At 38.9% G+C, this 18,090-nt stretch carries 17 protein-coding genes; 5 read left to right on the top strand and 12 right to left on the bottom strand.

Annotated elements, in window-relative coordinates:
• The first annotated feature begins 12 nt into the window (after positions 1-12).
• Both catR and ACIQXR_RS03175 read left to right on the top strand, forming a co-directional pair.
• Positions 13-336, top strand: a complete 324-nt coding sequence (gene catR / locus ACIQXR_RS03180) for a catDE operon transcriptional regulator CatR (protein WP_402868720.1) — start codon at positions 13-15, stop codon at positions 334-336.
• A 132-nt stretch (positions 337-468) separates the two neighbouring features.
• Positions 469-1,383: an NAD(P)/FAD-dependent oxidoreductase gene (locus ACIQXR_RS03175; protein WP_402868722.1), complete on the top strand. Its 915-nt coding sequence runs from the start codon at positions 469-471 to the stop codon at positions 1,381-1,383.
• A gap of 103 nt (positions 1,384-1,486) precedes the next feature.
• Here ACIQXR_RS03175 and ACIQXR_RS03170 read toward each other — a convergent pair whose 3' ends face one another.
• Entirely contained in the window at positions 1,487-1,633 is a 147-nt protein-coding gene (locus ACIQXR_RS03170; protein WP_402868724.1) for a lmo0937 family membrane protein, read from the bottom strand.
• Positions 1,634-1,892: 259 nt separating this feature from the next.
• Here ACIQXR_RS03170 and ACIQXR_RS03165 point away from each other — a divergent pair, with 259 nt between their 5' ends.
• Both ACIQXR_RS03165 and ACIQXR_RS03160 read left to right on the top strand, forming a co-directional pair.
• Positions 1,893-2,219 (top strand): DUF2680 domain-containing protein, encoded by a 327-nt coding sequence (locus ACIQXR_RS03165; RefSeq protein WP_402868726.1) that lies wholly within the window; start codon positions 1,893-1,895, stop codon positions 2,217-2,219.
• Positions 2,220-2,406: 187 nt separating this feature from the next.
• On the top strand, positions 2,407-4,383 hold the full coding sequence (locus ACIQXR_RS03160; protein ID WP_402868728.1) for a S9 family peptidase: 1,977 nt from the start codon (positions 2,407-2,409) through the stop codon (positions 4,381-4,383).
• Positions 4,384-4,431: 48 nt separating this feature from the next.
• Here the strand turns inward: ACIQXR_RS03160 and ACIQXR_RS03155 are convergent, their stop codons facing one another.
• From ACIQXR_RS03155 to ACIQXR_RS03125, 7 genes are all read right to left on the bottom strand, one after another.
• Positions 4,432-4,863, bottom strand: a complete 432-nt coding sequence (locus tag ACIQXR_RS03155) for a CBS domain-containing protein (RefSeq protein ID WP_402868730.1) — start codon at positions 4,861-4,863, stop codon at positions 4,432-4,434.
• Between the two features lie 55 nt (positions 4,864-4,918).
• Entirely contained in the window at positions 4,919-5,755 is an 837-nt protein-coding gene (locus tag ACIQXR_RS03150; RefSeq protein WP_402868732.1) for an MBL fold metallo-hydrolase, read from the bottom strand.
• Positions 5,756-5,856: 101 nt separating this feature from the next.
• Entirely contained in the window at positions 5,857-6,837 is a 981-nt protein-coding gene (locus ACIQXR_RS03145) for an ABC transporter permease (RefSeq protein WP_402868734.1), read from the bottom strand.
• The gene (locus ACIQXR_RS03140) at positions 6,830-7,744 is read right to left on the bottom strand and encodes an ABC transporter ATP-binding protein (RefSeq protein ID WP_402868736.1); all 915 of its coding nucleotides are present in this window, start codon (positions 7,742-7,744) and stop codon (positions 6,830-6,832) included. Before ACIQXR_RS03140 ends, ACIQXR_RS03145 begins: the two co-directional genes overlap by 8 nt.
• Entirely contained in the window at positions 7,741-8,538 is a 798-nt protein-coding gene (locus tag ACIQXR_RS03135; protein ID WP_402868738.1) for a GDSL-type esterase/lipase family protein, read from the bottom strand. The genes ACIQXR_RS03140 and ACIQXR_RS03135 overlap by 4 nt, the downstream gene beginning before the upstream one ends.
• Positions 8,539-8,799: 261 nt before the next feature.
• Positions 8,800-9,975, bottom strand: coding sequence for an MFS transporter (locus ACIQXR_RS03130; protein WP_402868739.1), 1,176 nt, complete (start codon positions 9,973-9,975; stop codon positions 8,800-8,802).
• A gap of 42 nt (positions 9,976-10,017) precedes the next feature.
• Positions 10,018-12,204 (bottom strand): PAS domain S-box protein, encoded by a 2,187-nt coding sequence (locus ACIQXR_RS03125; protein ID WP_402868741.1) that lies wholly within the window; start codon positions 12,202-12,204, stop codon positions 10,018-10,020.
• Between the two features lie 357 nt (positions 12,205-12,561).
• Between ACIQXR_RS03125 and ACIQXR_RS03120 the strand changes: the two genes are divergently transcribed.
• Positions 12,562-13,470 carry a YitT family protein gene (locus ACIQXR_RS03120; protein ID WP_402868742.1) on the top strand — a complete coding sequence of 303 codons (909 nt, stop codon included), beginning with the start codon at positions 12,562-12,564 and terminating at the stop codon, positions 13,468-13,470.
• A 91-nt stretch (positions 13,471-13,561) separates the two neighbouring features.
• Here the strand turns inward: ACIQXR_RS03120 and ACIQXR_RS03115 are convergent, their stop codons facing one another.
• The 4 genes from ACIQXR_RS03115 to ACIQXR_RS03100 form a co-directional block, all read right to left on the bottom strand.
• Complete coding sequence (locus ACIQXR_RS03115) at positions 13,562-13,756, bottom strand: cold-shock protein (RefSeq protein WP_402868744.1); 195 nt, start codon at positions 13,754-13,756, stop codon at positions 13,562-13,564.
• Between the two features lie 839 nt (positions 13,757-14,595).
• Positions 14,596-14,802: a cold-inducible protein YdjO-related protein gene (locus ACIQXR_RS03110; protein WP_402868746.1), complete on the bottom strand. Its 207-nt coding sequence runs from the start codon at positions 14,800-14,802 to the stop codon at positions 14,596-14,598.
• Positions 14,803-14,935: 133 nt separating this feature from the next.
• The gene (recQ, locus tag ACIQXR_RS03105; RefSeq protein WP_402868747.1) at positions 14,936-17,056 is read right to left on the bottom strand and encodes a DNA helicase RecQ; all 2,121 of its coding nucleotides are present in this window, start codon (positions 17,054-17,056) and stop codon (positions 14,936-14,938) included.
• Between the two features lie 135 nt (positions 17,057-17,191).
• Positions 17,192-17,998 (bottom strand): LysM peptidoglycan-binding and 3D domain-containing protein, encoded by an 807-nt coding sequence (locus tag ACIQXR_RS03100; protein ID WP_402868749.1) that lies wholly within the window; start codon positions 17,996-17,998, stop codon positions 17,192-17,194.
• Positions 17,999-18,090: the final 92 nt, after the last annotated feature.

Below are 18,090 nucleotides of genomic sequence, written 5' to 3'. Positions count from 1 at the left end.
CGGGGTGATATGATGAATAATGTGACACTTTGTCCTCGATTTGAAAAAGGCATGCAAATCTTGAGTAAACGTTGGACAGGATTGATCGTCAATCAATTACTTAATGGACCTCAACGGTTTTGCAATATTGAATCTGCCTTCCCAATCAGTGGCCGAATTCTTTCTGAACGGTTAAAAGACTTGGAATCTGAAGGCATCGTAAAAAGAGATGTTTACCCAGAGACACCTGTCAGGATTGAATATTCTTTAACAGAAAAAGGCGAAGCGCTTGCACCGGTGATTCACGAGATACAGAACTGGGCACAAGAATGGATCAAACCCATAGAGGACCAATAGGCTATCCTATAAAAGAGAGGAACCATATATAGAGGTTTCTCTCTTTTTTATGTCTTACCTTTGTTTATTCGTATATGTTCAGTGGTATATTTTTCTCATAAAGGGTAACTCCTAAAAGCAGGCGGTGAAATTATGAAAAAAGTGGACTGCATCATTATTGGAGGAGGCATCGCCGGTTTACAGGCTGCCATCCAACTCGGAAGATACAATCACAATATAGCGGTGATAGACGCTCAGAAAGGCCGTTCATTGATAGCTAAAGACTATCAAAACATTCTAGGTTGGCCTGAAGGAGTGAGCGGAAAACGGTTAAGGAGCCTAGGGAGACAGCATGCAGAAAAGTTCGGAGTCGAGTTCTTCGACGGTACCGTGACCTCACTCGAGAAAAAAGAGGATCTTTTTATAATGTGCACAGATGATGATATCCATTACGAAGCGAAAACGATTTTTCTTGGGACAGGCGTTACCGATAACATTCCAGCTATAAGGAATCTCTATCCTACTCTTGGTATCTCCACTTATATTTGTCCAGACTGTGATGGGTATGAAATTAAGCATAAACAAACAGTGGTCATTGGCGGGGGAAATACGGGGGCTAACATGGCGCTCACCCTTTTATATTGGTCAAAAGCTATCATCTATGTAAACCATTCAAAAACCAAGATCAATGAAACGTTCAGAAAAAAGCTAGAGGATAACCAAATACCTGTATTCGAAGAAGAAGTAGAGGAAGTTAAAGTCGATGAATCTCAAAATCTTCAAGCTATCCAATTGGTAAATGGGAAAAGGATAGAAGCAGAAAAAGCTTTTGTAGCATTTAAAGGGAACAAAATAAATAATGCACTTGCCAAACAACTTGGTGTTGATGTAAATGAGACAAATCATATTCATGTGAACCCACGTACGAAAGAAACAAATATTCTGGGAGTATGGGCTGGAGGAGATCTTGCCGCCCATTCCGAGCAAGTAACCATTTCAATGGGGGACGGAACTCAGGCTGCCATTTGGATTCATAAACGCCTGATGGGTGAGCTGCCTCCTGATTAGGGGACAGAAAAAAGTATCGGTACCCTCATTCAAGGAAACCGATACTTTTTTTATAATTTATAAACTGTGTATTACTAATACTATTTAGCGCTACGCTCGACGTCTACCTTCGGCGTATACCTTGAAATACTTTTACCAGGATCAATATGACTGCAATGATAAGCAGGATGTGGATAAAACCCGCCGCAATTTTAAATACCAAACCGAGAATCCATAATAAGATGATGGCACCAATTATCGTCCAAAGCATTGTACTCTCTTCCTTCCTTCATTGCAAACACTTACAGATATCCTTCTAAGCCATTGCCGTAAGCGTGTGCAAATTTAATCTTACATATAAAATACCCCAATCTTCCACTAACAAACCTACTCTTCCGCCAACAAAAATATACATAAATCTGTTAATACTGTAAAAGATAATCATGTAAAGTTCTTGATCAGGATAATTTCCAGATTATATTCATGGGTGGTACCCTTATGGTGAAAAAAATTTAAAAGGAGTGTTTTAAATGAAAAAAATAGGTGTAATGGTTGCAATCTTTTCCCTATTACTTTGCATGCCGATCCTTCCTGCTTCAGCTGAGGAAAACCAACAATCCGTTAAGCAGGATAACGTACAATTCACAGAGTCCCAAAAAACAGAATTAGCCACTATCCAAAAAAGGATACTAGCAGACAAAAAGGAGTTAATTGAAAAATATGTGGAATATGGTGCGCTTTCTAAAGAAGAGGGAGACAAAATGTACGCACATTTTGAACGACACTACAAAATGATGGAGCAACATGATTTTCAAATCCCTTCGCACCGCCCACATACAAAACACATGCCAAAGTAATGAAATGACTGATTTTTCTTCTATTCCGGCCTATACATAGGACGGAATTTTTTCATCCTAGGCACTTATTCATTCTCGTGCCTGAAAATTCGCTGTGTACTTGTTTCCAAAGTGTAAAATATTTACTAAAGGATTTGGAATTCCCTGTAGCGAATACATAGAGACGAGAAATGAAAGGATGAAGAATATGCACAAAAAAGGAATATCAGCAGAAGACCTATTTCAGATGAAATCTGTAACCGATCCAAAACTTTCACCCGATGGCAGCATGGTCATTTATGTACAAACCACCATCGATGAACGAACGGAAAAATACATCTCCAACTTATATATGTATAGCCTGATCACCACTGAAACAAAACAATGGACATTCGGGAATCACCGTGATACCTCACCAGGCTGGTCACCAGACGGAAAGTACATTAGCTTCTTATCAGACCGTTCTGGAAAAAAACAAGTTCATATCATTCATTCAATCGGTGGGGAGTGCCGACAGCTGACGCATTTCCTCGATGGAGCAACCAATCCCATCTGGTCCCCTTGTTCGAGAAAACTGCTACTATCCACTATGGTACCTGAAAATAAGGCGGTGTTATCCGAAAAAGAAGAAGAAACCTCATGCAAAGATGTACAGCGTTATGATCAGATAAAATACAAATGGGATGACAGAGGATATTTCAATCATCACTATAGTCAACTCGTCTTGGTAGATATAGTAAATGGTGAGTTCATATTACTAACGGAAAATCTGACGAACAGTCACCCAAATGCCTGGTCTCCAGATGGATCTCAAATCGCTTATATTAGCGGTGCACCGGGGAAAAGTGATTTGGACCTATTCACAGATATCTACATTATGGATGTCAAGACGAAAATTTCCCGAAAAGTAACTGGCAGCTCTGGATATTACCGTGATCCAAAATGGTCCCCTAATGGTGAATTCCTTTCCTACATTGGCCACAACAAAGAATTTGCCGGTGCAACCTCTTCAAAAATCTGGTTGTACTCTGTTTTGGATGAAACCATACAATGTTTGACGGAAGGTTGGGACGTTGAAATAGGAAGCTCCGCCATCGGTGATTTCCAAATGGGCGCAGTGGATCCTGGCATTCTGTGGACGAATGACAGCCAAGGCTTTTACTTCTTAATAAGTGATTATGGAAATACCGGTGTTTATTATGGATCGATTGAAGGGGCCATGTACCCTTCCCTCCTCGAGCCTCAACATGTATATGGGTTAACAATCAACCCGGATAGCCATCATGCCATCGTAGCCATAAGTACACCTGTTCATCCCGGTGATTTATTTGTTTATAACCTCATGACTGGCGATAAAGAACAGATCAGCTTTGTAAACGATGAATACTTACAGGATAAAACTATAGCTATTGCCGAGCCCATTTCCTTCCGTTCAACAGATGATACCCTCATCCACGGCTGGATCATGAAGCCATGTGAATTTGTGGATAATAAAAAGTATCCCCTCATTTTAGAGATTCACGGTGGGCCTCATGCAATGTATGCGAATAACTATGTTCACGAATTTCAGACTTTGGCGAATGAAGGCTATGTTGTATTGTTCATCAATCCACGCGGAAGTGTTGGATATGGACAGGAGTTCGCGGATGCCAACCGTGGTGATTATGGTGGAATGGATTATGAGGACTTAATGGCTGCTGTAGACTATGTTCTAGATTTCTACTCCTTTATTGACGCTGAAAAGTTAGGTGTAACGGGTGGCTCCTATGGAGGGTTCATGACCAATTGGATTATCGGTCATACAAACCGCTTCAAGGCGGCTGTGACCCAGCGTTGCATAAGCAATTGGATAAGTTTCTATGGAGTCAGTGACATCGGATATTATTTCACCGAATGGGAAATTTCAGGAGATGTCATTAACTCACCAGAAAAATTATGGGAACACTCCCCATTAAAGTATGTAGCAAATGTGCAAACTCCTTTGCTATTACTTCACGGGGAAAAAGACTATCGTTGTCCTATTGAACAGAGTGAACAATTTTTTGTAGCATTAAAAAGGCAAAAAAAAGAAGCGGTGCTTGTTTCCTTCCCAAATGAAAACCATGAAGTATCCCGAAGCGGGTCACCCAAAATGCGTCTTCGTCATATAGTGGAAATCAAGGAATGGTTTAATAAGTACCTTTAAAAACAAAAGAACTCTGCTAGCGTTCCCGCTAGCAGAGTTCTTTTGTTTTTAATGTTGAATCTGATCTCGGTTCTCAGAAATAGAATGTAAAGCGATACCCGCTTCGGAAATTGTCTGGTTGTGAACGGCAAGGTCGCCTAAAGCGATAATACCAACCAATTTTTCCTTTTCTACAATCGGCAGTCTTCTTACTTGTTCACTCGCCATCAAATCCTCTGCTTCTTCCACTGACATATCCGGCGAACCCGTAACAAGGTCTGTGGAGATAATATCGGTGATTTTTGTTGAATTTGGTTTTTTCTCTGCGACAGAACGGGTAACAATGTCCCTATCTGTAATAACACCAATTAAACGATTGTTTTCTAAAACGGGAATAACTCCAACATTACCATCCTTCATTTTTAAAGCTGCTTCGTATACATTATCTTCAGCCGTACAAAAATCCACATCGGATGTCATAATATCTCTTATTTTCGTCATATAATTCCTCCATCTAAATGAGATCTTACTTTATTCGAAAAATAGTCTTTCTTATTTATTCTACGTATTCCCCGTAATCTGGCCTTGCAATAGAATCAAAGTTCCTTGCTAGGTTTGCTAAACCTTTCGTAAGTTCCTCTCCTTCAATCGGATAACCATGACCCGTTATCGCAAGCCTCGGCTTTAAATCAGCTAGGGTTAATACCGATTGTTTGGCTGCATCCCAATCAGTTGTCAAATAGCGTGGAGGACCAGTCAATTCTTTTTCCTGAGTGATGACTTTATAAAGGGAATCTTGTCTGACGTTAACAAAAGCATCACCCGCAATCAAGCTTCGATCGCCTTCTCTAAAAAGAGAAACATGCCCAGTTGAGTGTCCAGGAGTATGGATCCATTTCCAGTCGGGAAGTCCGGGAACACTATGGTCATCCGGCAGGGGCTGAACTTGCTCAGCCAAATCAATTCCCTCGTTTGGAAACAGCCAAGATATCTTCGCGACCAAACCACCTTCCACCGTGGGATCAGGTTCTGGATAATTCTCTTTGCCGGTTAAATAAGGCATTTCATTTAGATGTGCATAGACCGGAACCTTCCACACTTTCAATAAATCTACTAGTGCTCCGATATGGTCGAAGTGTCCATGAGTGAGGATAATGGCCTCTGGAGGATGATTCTCACCATAAATCTCTTCAGCTTCTTTCTTGATCATATCTGCTGAACCGGCCATACCCGCATCAATCAGGACCCACTTCTTTTCATCTGGTGACCCTATGAACACGACATTCACAATTTGAATAGGAAAGCAATATAAATCCTTATTCACAAACTGACCTTTCCCACTGGATACTGATGTCATTGGAATGATTTTTTTGTTCAAATTATTATTATCCATAAGCCCCTCCACTTATTTATTTATTAAACGTTGCTTTCATTTAAAAGGATACCCGCCTTTGAATAATAAAAACCGGCCTTGGTGCAACACGCCTTCCTCGATTAAAAAACATCCTTCCGTGTAAATACCGAAAAAGATACAAGCAGGGCAATGGCCCACCAAGCAAGTAGAGTAATCATAGATGATGATAAGGTCATACCCTCGATAGGAGGTGCTGTCCCACTAACATATGAGGTCAACTTTAAATTCACCATAAAGAAATATTTAGCCGATTCCCAAGAAGAAACCATGTTGCTTAAAATGGCTCCGGATATTAGGGAGGCGAGCATGATACCCATCCCTGCAGGTGTACTTCTAACTAGTACTGACAACATGAATGAAAGGGTTCCTACCACTACGGCCACCAGCCAGACTAGGCCCATATCCATCAAAAGGAATTTCCATTGTTGGACCATTCTTACCTGGCTTATATCCACTTCTCCGCCATTTATGCCAAAACCGGTAATGGTCGGCGCATTCCAGCCATGATACCCAAAAACAAGACCTGATAAAAAATAAGCGAGAAGAGCGGTCATCGCCACTATCAAGGAAACAGCCAATAACAAAGTAATATATTTACTCAAAAGTATTTGCCATCGTTTCACAGGCCTAGTGAGCAAGAGTTTAATCGTTCCCTGACTACTTTCCGAGGATACGAGGTCACTGGCTACAATCATGATTAAAAGGGGAATGAATAGGTCTATTGAATTCTCCAAAAACATACGTGTAAAAGTTGCAGCCCCAGGTTCTGAAGGGTTAATGTCGTGGTCTAGATAATATTGCTGCTGTTTTAGGGTGACCTGAAGCTGCTCTCTCCATTCATCCAACATCCTGCTTGAGCTCAATCTGTTCTGAGTATCGATGATTTGCTGTTGAACTGCAGTACGCCAATCATCAGTACCTAACTTCTCTCTTTGCTCCTCCACTTGTTTATATTGTGCGTATGTAAACATCAACACTAGTATACCTACGATAATTCCAATGATGAGCAGCCGTTTCTTTGCCAATAACTTCATCATTTCATTTTGAATCAGGTTACTCAATTCCAGCACCCCCACTTCCGGTTATTTGTAAAAATAACTCCTCCAAGGCTGGAAGTCTACGATTCATTTCAAGTACCTTCACACCCGCAACATTCAGGGCGGCATTCCATTCGGGAGTCCTATGTTCATCAAATTTTGTGACGATATAATCGTATTCCACCATTATATCCGTAAACGCACTAAGGATTTCGCTTCCCTTTTGCAATGGCTCAACACGCCAAATCATCTTTTCCTGAGTCTTTAATAAATGTTCTACCGTATCAGTTTGGATGATTTCACCTTTTGTAATAATGGCCACTCGATCACAAAGAAGTTGTATTTCCCCCAGTAAATGGGAAGATACCAAAACACTCATGCCTTCTTCTTCTGCAAGTTTCCTAATGAACTGGCGCATTTCACGGATTCCTGAGGGATCAAGTCCATTTGTCGGTTCATCCAGGACCAATATTTTAGGTCTGTTTAGCATAGCTTGTGCTATACCAAGCCGCTGCCTCATACCTAACGAGTATGTCTTCACCTTTTCATGAATCCGAGCCTTAAGACCAACTAACTCAATGACTTCATTCATTCTTGATTCATCAACACCCGGTAGCATTCGTGCAAAATGGAGCAGATTGTCCCAACCACTTAAATATGGGTAAAGTTCTGGATTTTCTACTATACAGCCTAAATTCTTCATGGCTTCCGTAAAGTTTTTACGTACATCGTACCCACATATTTCAATGGAACCTGATGTTGGCTTAATTAGGCCAACCAACATTCTGATTGTCGTCGTTTTCCCGGCCCCATTCGGACCTAAAAAGCCGAATACTTCACCCTCTCTTAGCTCAAACTCTATTCCCTTTATGATTTCCCGCTTGCCAATCGTTTTTTTTAGATTCTTCACGCTCAATGTCACATTCCTCATTTTGCTTCCCCTTCCCATTGAATTAAAGGAGAGATCCTATCCGCGATCAAACGATACCCTTCCTTATTGGGGTGAAATCTATCCGAATACAAATACTCATTCACTGATAACTGAAATAAATCAAAAGTCGGTACGAATACGGCATTTTCATAGGTCGCAATCACCTCAGCTGTTTCGTTATTCCAATCCCGAACAATTTTATTTGTATCAAAGTCTTCATCCAATTCGATGAAGGGGTTGTACAAACCGACCATGAATATGGTGGCTGAATCATTTAATTTAGTGATTTCCTTTAAAGTCTCATTCAAATTTTCCAAATAGTCCTTTTGCAATTCACTGGTAACCTCAAGATCATAATCAAATAAGGTCTGACCTTGCTGAAAAAGATCATTCCCGCCGATTGTAATCATGATGACATCCGCTGACTGTATTTGGCGACCTATCTCCGATTGTTTCACCTGTTCAGCCAATTCTTTGGATACTTGCCCCTTTACTCCAAGGTTATGAACAAGGGGTTTGCTATTAAAGCGACTTTTCAAGTCTTCGACCACAAGGCCCACATAGCCTTTCCCTGTCTCATCGCCAGTTCCCCGAGTCAGAGAATCTCCTAAGGCCACTAAGGTGAAATCATCTGGAACATTTTTTTCTATTGATTTTGAATTTGCTTCTTTCAATTCCACTTCAGAGGATTTTTCTCCATAGTAATCGTAAAGTGTCCACCCTACACAAAACAGAAAAAACAGTCCGATAAGCGCTGCTATAATAGTTGTTGCAATAACCCTGACTTGGCTCAATCACATTCATCCTTCCGATGGTTTACTTAATTCCATTAAAACACATTATTTCCAATAATAAAAAGATGTCGACCCCGTTAACTAAACTGTCCGTTCTTTTTTTCATAAACGCATGACAACCATGAGCCGATTCCAGTAGGCTTCCACGGTAAAAACAAGATAACCTACCAACTAGCACCGTATTAAACTCAATGGATTAGCAAACAAAAAAAGACTTATTCACAAATGTGAGCAAGTCCTTTAAAAATTATAAATTCTTTACTATATGGGCTGACCTCCCGTCTTTCCCTCCATTATCATAAGCCATACCGTAAGTATGATACCAAGCACCGAAAGACTTCCAAAAAAGAGATAAACCATGTAAATACCTGATGTATCCATGATCATGCCACCGAAAAATGTACTGAACCAATTACCGAACCCGTTCCCTATCGCAGAATAAAGTGTGACTGCCGTAACGGTTATATGAACTGGTACAACCTCTTTAATATATTGCAGACCTGCTGGAATAAATAATCCAAGTGAAAAACCTTGCATGATAGATGAAATATAAACAATGGCTAAACCAGGTTCCATAAAATAGAGAACCCATCGGACCAGCGAGGCACCCCCTGCCAATAACGTGATTGGCAGCAACCCCCATTTATGAATCCAACTTCCTGCGAGACGTAAGAATGGAATTTCGGACAGCACCGCGAGCAGAAATGCAATGCCGATTCCTGTATAGGTTCCACCCCTAGCCTCCACGAATAGGCCATAATAGACGTTATTCGCCAGGTTGGGACCAAAAATCAGGAATGTTACGGCAAGAAAGACGACAAAACGTTTCATAATAAAAAGTTCCTTTATTCCACTGAAAAGCTTTGCTTTTTTTTGCGGTGACTCCTCGGGTAAATGCAGAGCTAGAAAAGCAGCAAAAAGAAGGCTGATAAAAAATACGTAGAAAATAACGGATGGGCCTATGAAAGTTTCCGATAACCTCCCCATCACAAAAACGGCAACTCCAAAACCAAGCGAACCATATAAACGGATTTTCCCATAATTCGCGTTGATACTCGTCGTATATTGCAAGGTGATGCTATCAGACACAGGGATAAGGGCACTTTGAAAAACTGCCAGTCCCACTGAGATGCATACTAAAAATAGAAAAGGTTCAAATAAAACATATCCTAACCCAAAAATTCCAGCAAATAAGGTAGTCAACGCCAGTATCCTAGTGGGTTTTCCAGTCCAGTCACAAATCAGTCCCCATATAGGTTGAAAAAAAATCATCACCAGTGGTCCAACAGACATGATGAACCCTATTTCAAATCCATTCAGTCCGACCTCATTAGCTAAATAGACACTTAAAAGTGGTGTCAAGCTACCTACCGCAAAAAAAGAAAGAAGATAAAACCCTTTTAATCGTGTTATATGAACCTTTTCAAGTTTATTCACTAAAATATCCCCCATGAAGTCATCTAAATACTATTACAAACACTAGACAGTTAGTCCCAGTTCCCTTTCTTGTCTCTTTCTTTCTTGCAACAACTCCAGAGGGAGGACAATGTTAAATACAGTCCCTTTATCAACTTCACTTTCTACAAACACTCGTCCTTGATGACTTTCAATGATTTTAAAGCTAACCATAAGACCCAGCCCATTCCCGGATTTTTTTGTAGTGAAAAACGGTTCACCCAATTTTCTTAATTGATTGGGAGGGATTCCTACTCCTGTATCTGTTATAGAAATATGAACCTTCCTTTCCCTTAATTCCATAGTGACCCTGATTTCTCCTCCTTGCGGCATCGCTTCCATTCCATTCTTAATGAAATTCAGAAAAACTTGTTTCAAACGATTTTCATCGCACTGAACATGGATTTCTTCTTGGAAACTAGTAAAGAAGAGTATAATATTTTTCTTCTTCGCATCATACTCAGTTAGCGAGATAACATTCTGTAAAATCGGGACGATATTCTTTGTTTTCAGATTCAAGGACTGTGGTTTTGCCAGATCCAAAAATTCTTCAATAATCTCATTTACCCGGTTGATTTCATCTAAAATGATATCCAAATATTCTTGTCGCTCACTATCCGTTTCATCTAATTGTAAGAATTCCGTATACCCTTTAATCGATGTAAGAGGATTTCTTACTTCATGGGCCACTCCTGCAGCCAGTTGTCCGACAGCTGCCAATTTATCCTGGCGATAAAGCATTTCTTCTGTTTGTTTTCGCTCTGTGATATCATAGCGAATCGCGAGAAATTGATAGGGTTTGCCTTCAACTGTATAAAAAGGGACAATCGTGGTATCCACCCAATAATAACTACCATCTTTCGCTCTGTTTCTAATTTCCCCTTTCCATACTTTGCCCTTATGTATGGTCTTCCACATATTCTCGAAAAACTCACTTGAATGATATCCGGAATTCACCATTTTATGCGTTTGTCCAATTAACTCGTTTCTCGTGTACCCAGAAATTTCAGAGAATTTTTCATTAACCTCGACGATGATTCCTTCATCATCAGTTACGGCCACGATAGACGATTGATTAATGGCATAGTACATATCACCCAATTCTTTAATAGAAACCTTTAAATCCTTCTCAGCCTTTTTCCGACTGGAAATATCAGATCGTATGGATATATATTGATATGGTTTTCCTTTCTTCATAAAGGGCACAATCGTGGTATCCACCCAATAGAGCTCCCCGTTCTTTGCCCGATTACATATCTCACCATGCCATGTCTGTCCATTACTGATCGTTTTCCATAGATTGAAAAAAAACTCTTTAGAATGATAACCCGAGTTAATGATTGAATGATTTCTTCCAATCAGTTCATGCTCTTCATATTGGGATATTTCAATGAATTTTTCGTTAACATAGGTTATGATGCCTTTTGCATCCGTAATGGCCACAATCGAGGATTGATCTAAAGCATAACGGATATCACTCACTTGGTTGTCACTCTTCACCAACCGTCTTGCAACAATTGTGCTCGAGCCAATTAAATTCGCTAGTATGAAAAGCGAAACAAAGCATACGAGATAAAGCATAAAGGGTGTTAATTGAGCGAGTCCTTTCATATTCACCATTTCTGGAGTAAGTGGAAGCCCTCTCAAAAAAAGAAAATGTCCTCCAATAATTGCTCCGCTCATAATGATCGTACTGACTGGTTTTAGGAAGGGTTGACTCCCTTTTCCATTATAAAATAATAGTGAAAATCCGCTTACAAACAACAAAAAAATTATAACTAGCGTACTACCTAACAACCATGGATTAAGTTCCAAGGACTTACTCAATGGATACAGGCCAATTAAATAATTTGATAAAAGAGCCATCGTAAACATAAAGCTACAGAAAACCATTTGCAACATGGAAGGGTTATGGGCAATGGCCAAAAGGCCAATCCCTACAAATATGGCTCCTAATATTAATGAAAGCATGATTAAGGAAAAGCTGTAAGCCGTAGTCCTGTCACTCTCATAAGTAAAAACATATACAAAATTCATCGTCCACATAGTCACTCCCATGGAGCAAGTACTTCCCAAATACAAAAGACGTTTATATTTTTCTGCCGAAATATATGTTGTCAGCAAATCCAAGGCGGTATAGCAAGCCATGAATGTCAGGAGTGCTGCAATTATAAATAGGATTGGATTGGATGATACAATTGATTGTTCCATTAACCTTCTCACCTCTATCGTTCTATTATCCTATATTGTAATGTAAATTTCGAATTGCTTAAAGACTTTTATTTCTATTTACCTGTCTTCCTGAGTTATTTAAAGTTATTTTCTGTATATTCAATAAATAAATCTTCGACAACTATGTAAAAAAATAATAGAATGACAAATATTTTTCCTATGTATCGAGTAAAATAAAAAGTGTTTATCAATCGTTCTCCTCCTGAGAACAATGATTACAATTCATGAGTACGTGCAAAACAAACTACGTTCGGAGAGCTTATTTCTTTTTTTAATCCCTTTTATACGTTTATAATTAAATAGAGAATATATATAAAAAGGAGTGGGGGCATGATAATGTCGGACCTAGCAAGCGCAAATACAGCCGAAATTATACAAAAGAAGACGCAGCATAAAAAACTGACGCGTAGGCAAGTTTTACAAAGAGGTCTACTCATAACGATTGGTGCCGTATTAATGGCTGTCGGCCTTGAGATTTTTCTTGTTCCGAATAACGTTATCGATGGAGGCATTACCGGTATTTCCATTATGTTATCTTATATCACCGGCATGAAACTTGGTATCTTTCTTTTTGTTTTAAACCTTCCTTTCTTTTTTATTGGATATAAACAAATCGGAAAAACCTTCGCTTTATCTACCCTATATGGAATATTAATCCTTTCTTTAACTACCACATTGCTTCATCATGTACCAGCTTTCACTCAGGATATTCTCCTTGCTTCAGCTTTTGGAGGCATGATACTTGGAATTGGGGTTGGAATGGTAATTCGGTATGGTGGTTCATTAGATGGAACTGAAATCCTTGCCATTCTAGCTAGTAAGAAACTTCCTTTCTCTGTTGGTGAGATTGTCATGTTCTTCAATTTATTCATCCTTGGCAGTGCAGGATTTGTTTTTTCCTGGGATCGTGCCATGTATTCGATTCTGGCTTATTTTGTAGCGTATAAAACGATGGATATCGTTATAGCCGGTTTGGATGAATCTAAATTTGTTTGGATTATCAGCGATGAATTTTTGGATATAGGGGATGCAATCATGCATCGCTTAGGACGAGGCGTAACTTATCTAGCTGGAGAAGGCGCCTATTCAGGGGACGATAAAAAAGTTATATTCTGCGTAATAAACCGTCTTGAAGAAGCAAAACTTAAAGATATCGTAAAAAGTTTCGATCCTTCTGCTTTCCTTGCCGTCGGTGATATTGCCGAGGTTCGTGGTGGACGGTTCAAGAAGAAGGACATCCATTAAAAATATCCTTCTTACATTTGCAATATTCAGTTATGGTTATGCAGCAAAAAAAAAGCTGAAGGGAAGAATCCCTTCAGCTTTTTTAATGGTATTAATAATTTCTCGGATTATTAATTGCTTGTAGCATTCTTGTACCTTGTTTCATTTTACTACCGCATAATGGGCAAAGGTGCTCATCATTGCTCGTAAAGTTATCCCGAATCCACCCTTTACAATCTTCTGATGTGCATTCCCAAACCTTAGTTTCTTCAGGAATGATTTCTTCCGTATTATTTCTTCTATACATGTATCTCACTCCTTAGATTTAAATTGACTTAGCACAGATTTTTTGTGCCGGTGCCATAAAGATAAAGAAGAATAGCTAGCGATTAATCTAAATAAATGTGAGTATAGCCCATTTACTTATCTAAGATTAGTTACTATACACTCAAGATAAATGAGTGGAAATAACAGGAGATCACAACCAATTTTAAATATCTCATTATACATTATAACATATTTCTTCATAAAATATTTAAGTAAAGCTTAGGATACCTACAATTCCAAATCCAAGTATTCACAATCCAGCCTTTGACTACCTCAGAGCTTATAAAGACTGGACTGTATTCAAGAATCATAATCATGATTCTTCCAGCTTGTTCGCTTAGTATAAAGTCGAATCAAGCATGAGAGTAATTTTAGTGCCATAACCTAAAACAATGAAAGCCCTGCCTCTCTCTCATCCATACGGCTCCTAGACCGTGCCTGTGAGAATCAGGTGAAAGCTGATAAGTACATGTTTATTAATTAAACCGTCCGTAATTCCAATTGGGAAAATTAAATCCAAAAGATAAATGGCTACATAGAAGTAAGTTAATGAAGAACAAAATGAATCGAGGAAAATACCTGGTGATTAAAACGTATTTCTTTCTAGTTGTTTTAACTTGTTTCTACTTCATCATAAAAACGATGAAAATTATTATATTAATAAAAATGTATCTTTTAAATTACCCTCTTAGTATTTTCTAATAACAACACTGAAATTTAATTATAGCACACGTTTCTTATGATGTAAAGAGTAGTTATTATATCTTCATGAAGCCTAATTACATTCCCAAAATAAAAAGAGGTAAGTACTTACCCCTTTTATTTATACGCATTATATTCATTTTCAATTTTCGGAAGTTCTCTAACTTCTTCAATTAATTGACTTCCACACATTGGACAATCATAGTTTACTGAGGCAAAGTCCTTCCTCATCCAGCCATTACAATCCGCTGATCCGCACGCATATACAATAGTATCTTCCATTATGATTTCTGGTTCCTCTGAATTCTTTTTGCCAAAATACATGAGCAACCTCCTTTTTCAAATTACACACCAAGTTTTAAGCCAATGAACTTTTCGGCTGTTTTACTTCTATAGTATACGTATCAAATCAACTTCTTATTTATCCAGCGCTAAAAAATAACCATTATTTGATCAATTAGTTAGCTAATGTGGCTTTTACCATGATCGCTTTTATCTGAAAGTATGAAAAATGCTCGGGAAGGGCCTCTTTAAGAGGTTTTAGCTTTCCGGAATCAAGTTGTTTAGCAGTTTCCAGTACTAAATCGTACTCTTCTTGATTGAAGAAACCCTCCCATTTGATATCCATTTGTTCTTCCGCACACTTTAATAAATGATTTTCGATGGAAATTGTAGACAGGCCTCTTATCGTTGCAATTTCTTTGATTGACTTTCCTTCTTGATATAAACGATAACTTTCGATATGTGAAGGTCCTGTACTGCTTTTCGTCGTTTCTTTTTTATATATTCTATTCGACTCAATGTCAGGATGTGCTTGTAAATAATTCGAAACTACCTCTAAAAATGTCCTACCAAAACGATTGTATTTTTGTGAGCCCACGCCTTTGACCTCAAGGAAATCTTGTTCTGTCACAGGTAACCTTGTTGCCATATCCTTTAAAGTGGCATCCGAAAAAATAATGAATGGCGGCACATTTTCCGTACTTGCGATGTCTTTTCTTACACGTCGTAATTCTTCAAACAAACCATGATCCACATTAATGCTGGTGACTTGTTTCACTTCTTTGCGTAGCACTTGCTTCTGATTTAGCAACACTTCCCTACCAGCATTTGTTACTTTAAGAACAGGAAATTGCCCACCTGTCATTTCGATAAATTGCTTGGCGGTCAAAAAATCTATGAAATCGGCAACATCTTTAGCTGACTGATTATTGATAATTCCATATGTCGAGAGCTTATGGAATCCAAATTGTTCTATCTTTTTGTTTTTTGAACCTGTAAGCACTTGACTGATCATCGTCTTGCCGAACCTTTCCCCCATTCGCAACATGCACGAAAGGACCATTTGCGTCTGAGTTGTCACATCTACGGCATCACGTTTATCCGTACAGTTTTCACAATGACCACAATCTTCCGGATTCTCTTCACCAAAGTATCGAAGGATAAATGCTTGTAAACACCCTTCTGTAAAACAATAATCCTTCATCCTATTCAGCTTCTTCAGTTCTTGGGCTTGCCATTCTTGAGAGGGATTGGATTGGTCGATTAAGAAACGCTGAATCTGCATGTCTTGAGGTGAATAAAGCAGAATACATTCACTATCCAATCCATCACGTCCTGCACGACCTGCTTCTTGATAATAACTTTCCATATTCTTCGGCGTTTGGTAATGGATGACATAACGAACGTTTGATTTGTCAATGCCCATACCGAAAGCTGAGGTTGCAATCATCAAAGATATATCGTCACGAATGAATAGCTCCTGTTGTTCAGATCGATCATGTTCATTCATTCCAGCATGATAACGCCCTGTTTTAATACCCGCTTTGTTGAGTTTGGCATGTAATGAATCGACTTCTTTTCTTGTTGCAGCATATATAATACCGGACTCATTTTTATTCTTCTCAATATAACGCATTAAATATCGACTGCGGTTCTCTTCCTTGACGACGGAAAAAAATAAATTTTCCCTAGCGAATCCTGTGGATACCGTATGGTTTGCAGTAATTCCCAATGACTGACAGATATCTTCTGTTACATGCGGGGTTGCTGTCGCTGTTAAGGCAAGAATGGTCGGAGCAGTCGGCATTTCTTTCAAAAAGGTTTTGATTTTTAAATAACTTGGTCTAAAATCATGACCCCATTGAGAGATGCAGTGAGCTTCGTCTATCGCGACCATCGATATATCCACACTAGCCAGATCCCTCTGAAAAATATGGTTTTCCAATCGTTCCGGTGCCAGGTATACCAGCTTGTACCTTCCCTGCTTAATATCTCTCATCCTATTGGAAGCTTCCGTACCAGATATGGAGCTGTTGAGAAAAGTGGCATCGATGCCGTTTTGTTCGAGGGCATCAACCTGATCTTTCATCAAGGAGATTAACGGGGATATAACGAGTGTGACGCCTGGCAAAAGTAGGGCTGGAATCTGGTAGCAAATTGACTTTCCTCCTCCAGTCGGCATAATTCCAGCTGTGTTTATTCCATCTAAGACTTGCTCGATAATCTTTTCTTGGCCTGTCCTGAATGATTCATAACCAAAATACTGCTGTAAATATTCGCGTGCTTTTTCTATCAAAGTGTGACTCCCCCAATTGACTATTGTTTTAATATCTCTATTGTACTCGTTTTTTTCATACACCAAAAGAATAAAAAATAGACACAGATATTATCTGTGTCCATTCCTTCTTTCATATAGAGCAATTGTCAGTTCTTAATTAAGGATTTTTAGATTAACGTTTTTGACGCCCCAGTTTAGAGCATCTTCTTTATTTGGAATGAAAATATCGACCTTATTTCCTTTAATCGCACTACCTGTATCAGCTGCCGTTGCATAACCGTAGCCTTCTACATATACTTTTGTTCCTAGCGGTATGACAGATGGATCAACGGAAATGACTTTTTGATTTGGATTTGCTTTCAAATCCACCCCTGTCGCTGTGACGCCGCTACATCCTTGGCAATCTGCTGTATAGGCTGTTGCCCTTACAGTCATTTCTTTTGCTACATTGTCTTGATTTGATTCATTTTGCGATACATTATTCTCTTTTTCTGTTTTTTCAGGTTGTGTAGGTGCAGTTTTTTGTACTGGTGCAGTCTCTTGTGCTGGTGCAGCTTGCTCTGCCTTATTATCTGGACCTGTACTTGCTGCCTCCACCTTATTTGCCGCTGGTTTAATAACTAGGGCCTGTTTTGGATGAATTGTATCTGTATTTAAATTATTCCATGATTTAAGGTCCTTAATCGAAACATGATATTTATTCGCTATTTTCGATAATGTGTCTCCAGCCTTTACGGTATATTGCTCTTCTTGAGAAATATGTAAAGAGTCTCCCACATATATATAATCTGACGTTAATTGATTCCATGATTTAATATCTTCTACTGAAACTTTATGTGATTGAGATAATCCCCATAGTGTGTCACCATTTTTGACTGTAACTTCCTCAGCTTGAACCGGTATTGTAAATGCTCCTGATATGGCCACCACGGCCGTTAACGATAAAATTGATTTTTTCATATATCGTACCTCCTTGTGAACTCTTTCAAAAGCTATGTTCTAAATACTATCACAGATTGTTCCTATACAAAGAACAAACAGATGAAGAATAG

Origin of the sequence: Peribacillus sp. NPDC097224, assembly GCF_044761985.1 — a bacterium.
Taxonomy (GTDB): domain Bacteria; phylum Bacillota; class Bacilli; order Bacillales; family DSM-1321; genus Peribacillus.
The sequence above is the reverse complement of the archived record's forward strand: the minus strand, read 5'-3'. Positions and strand labels throughout refer to the sequence as shown.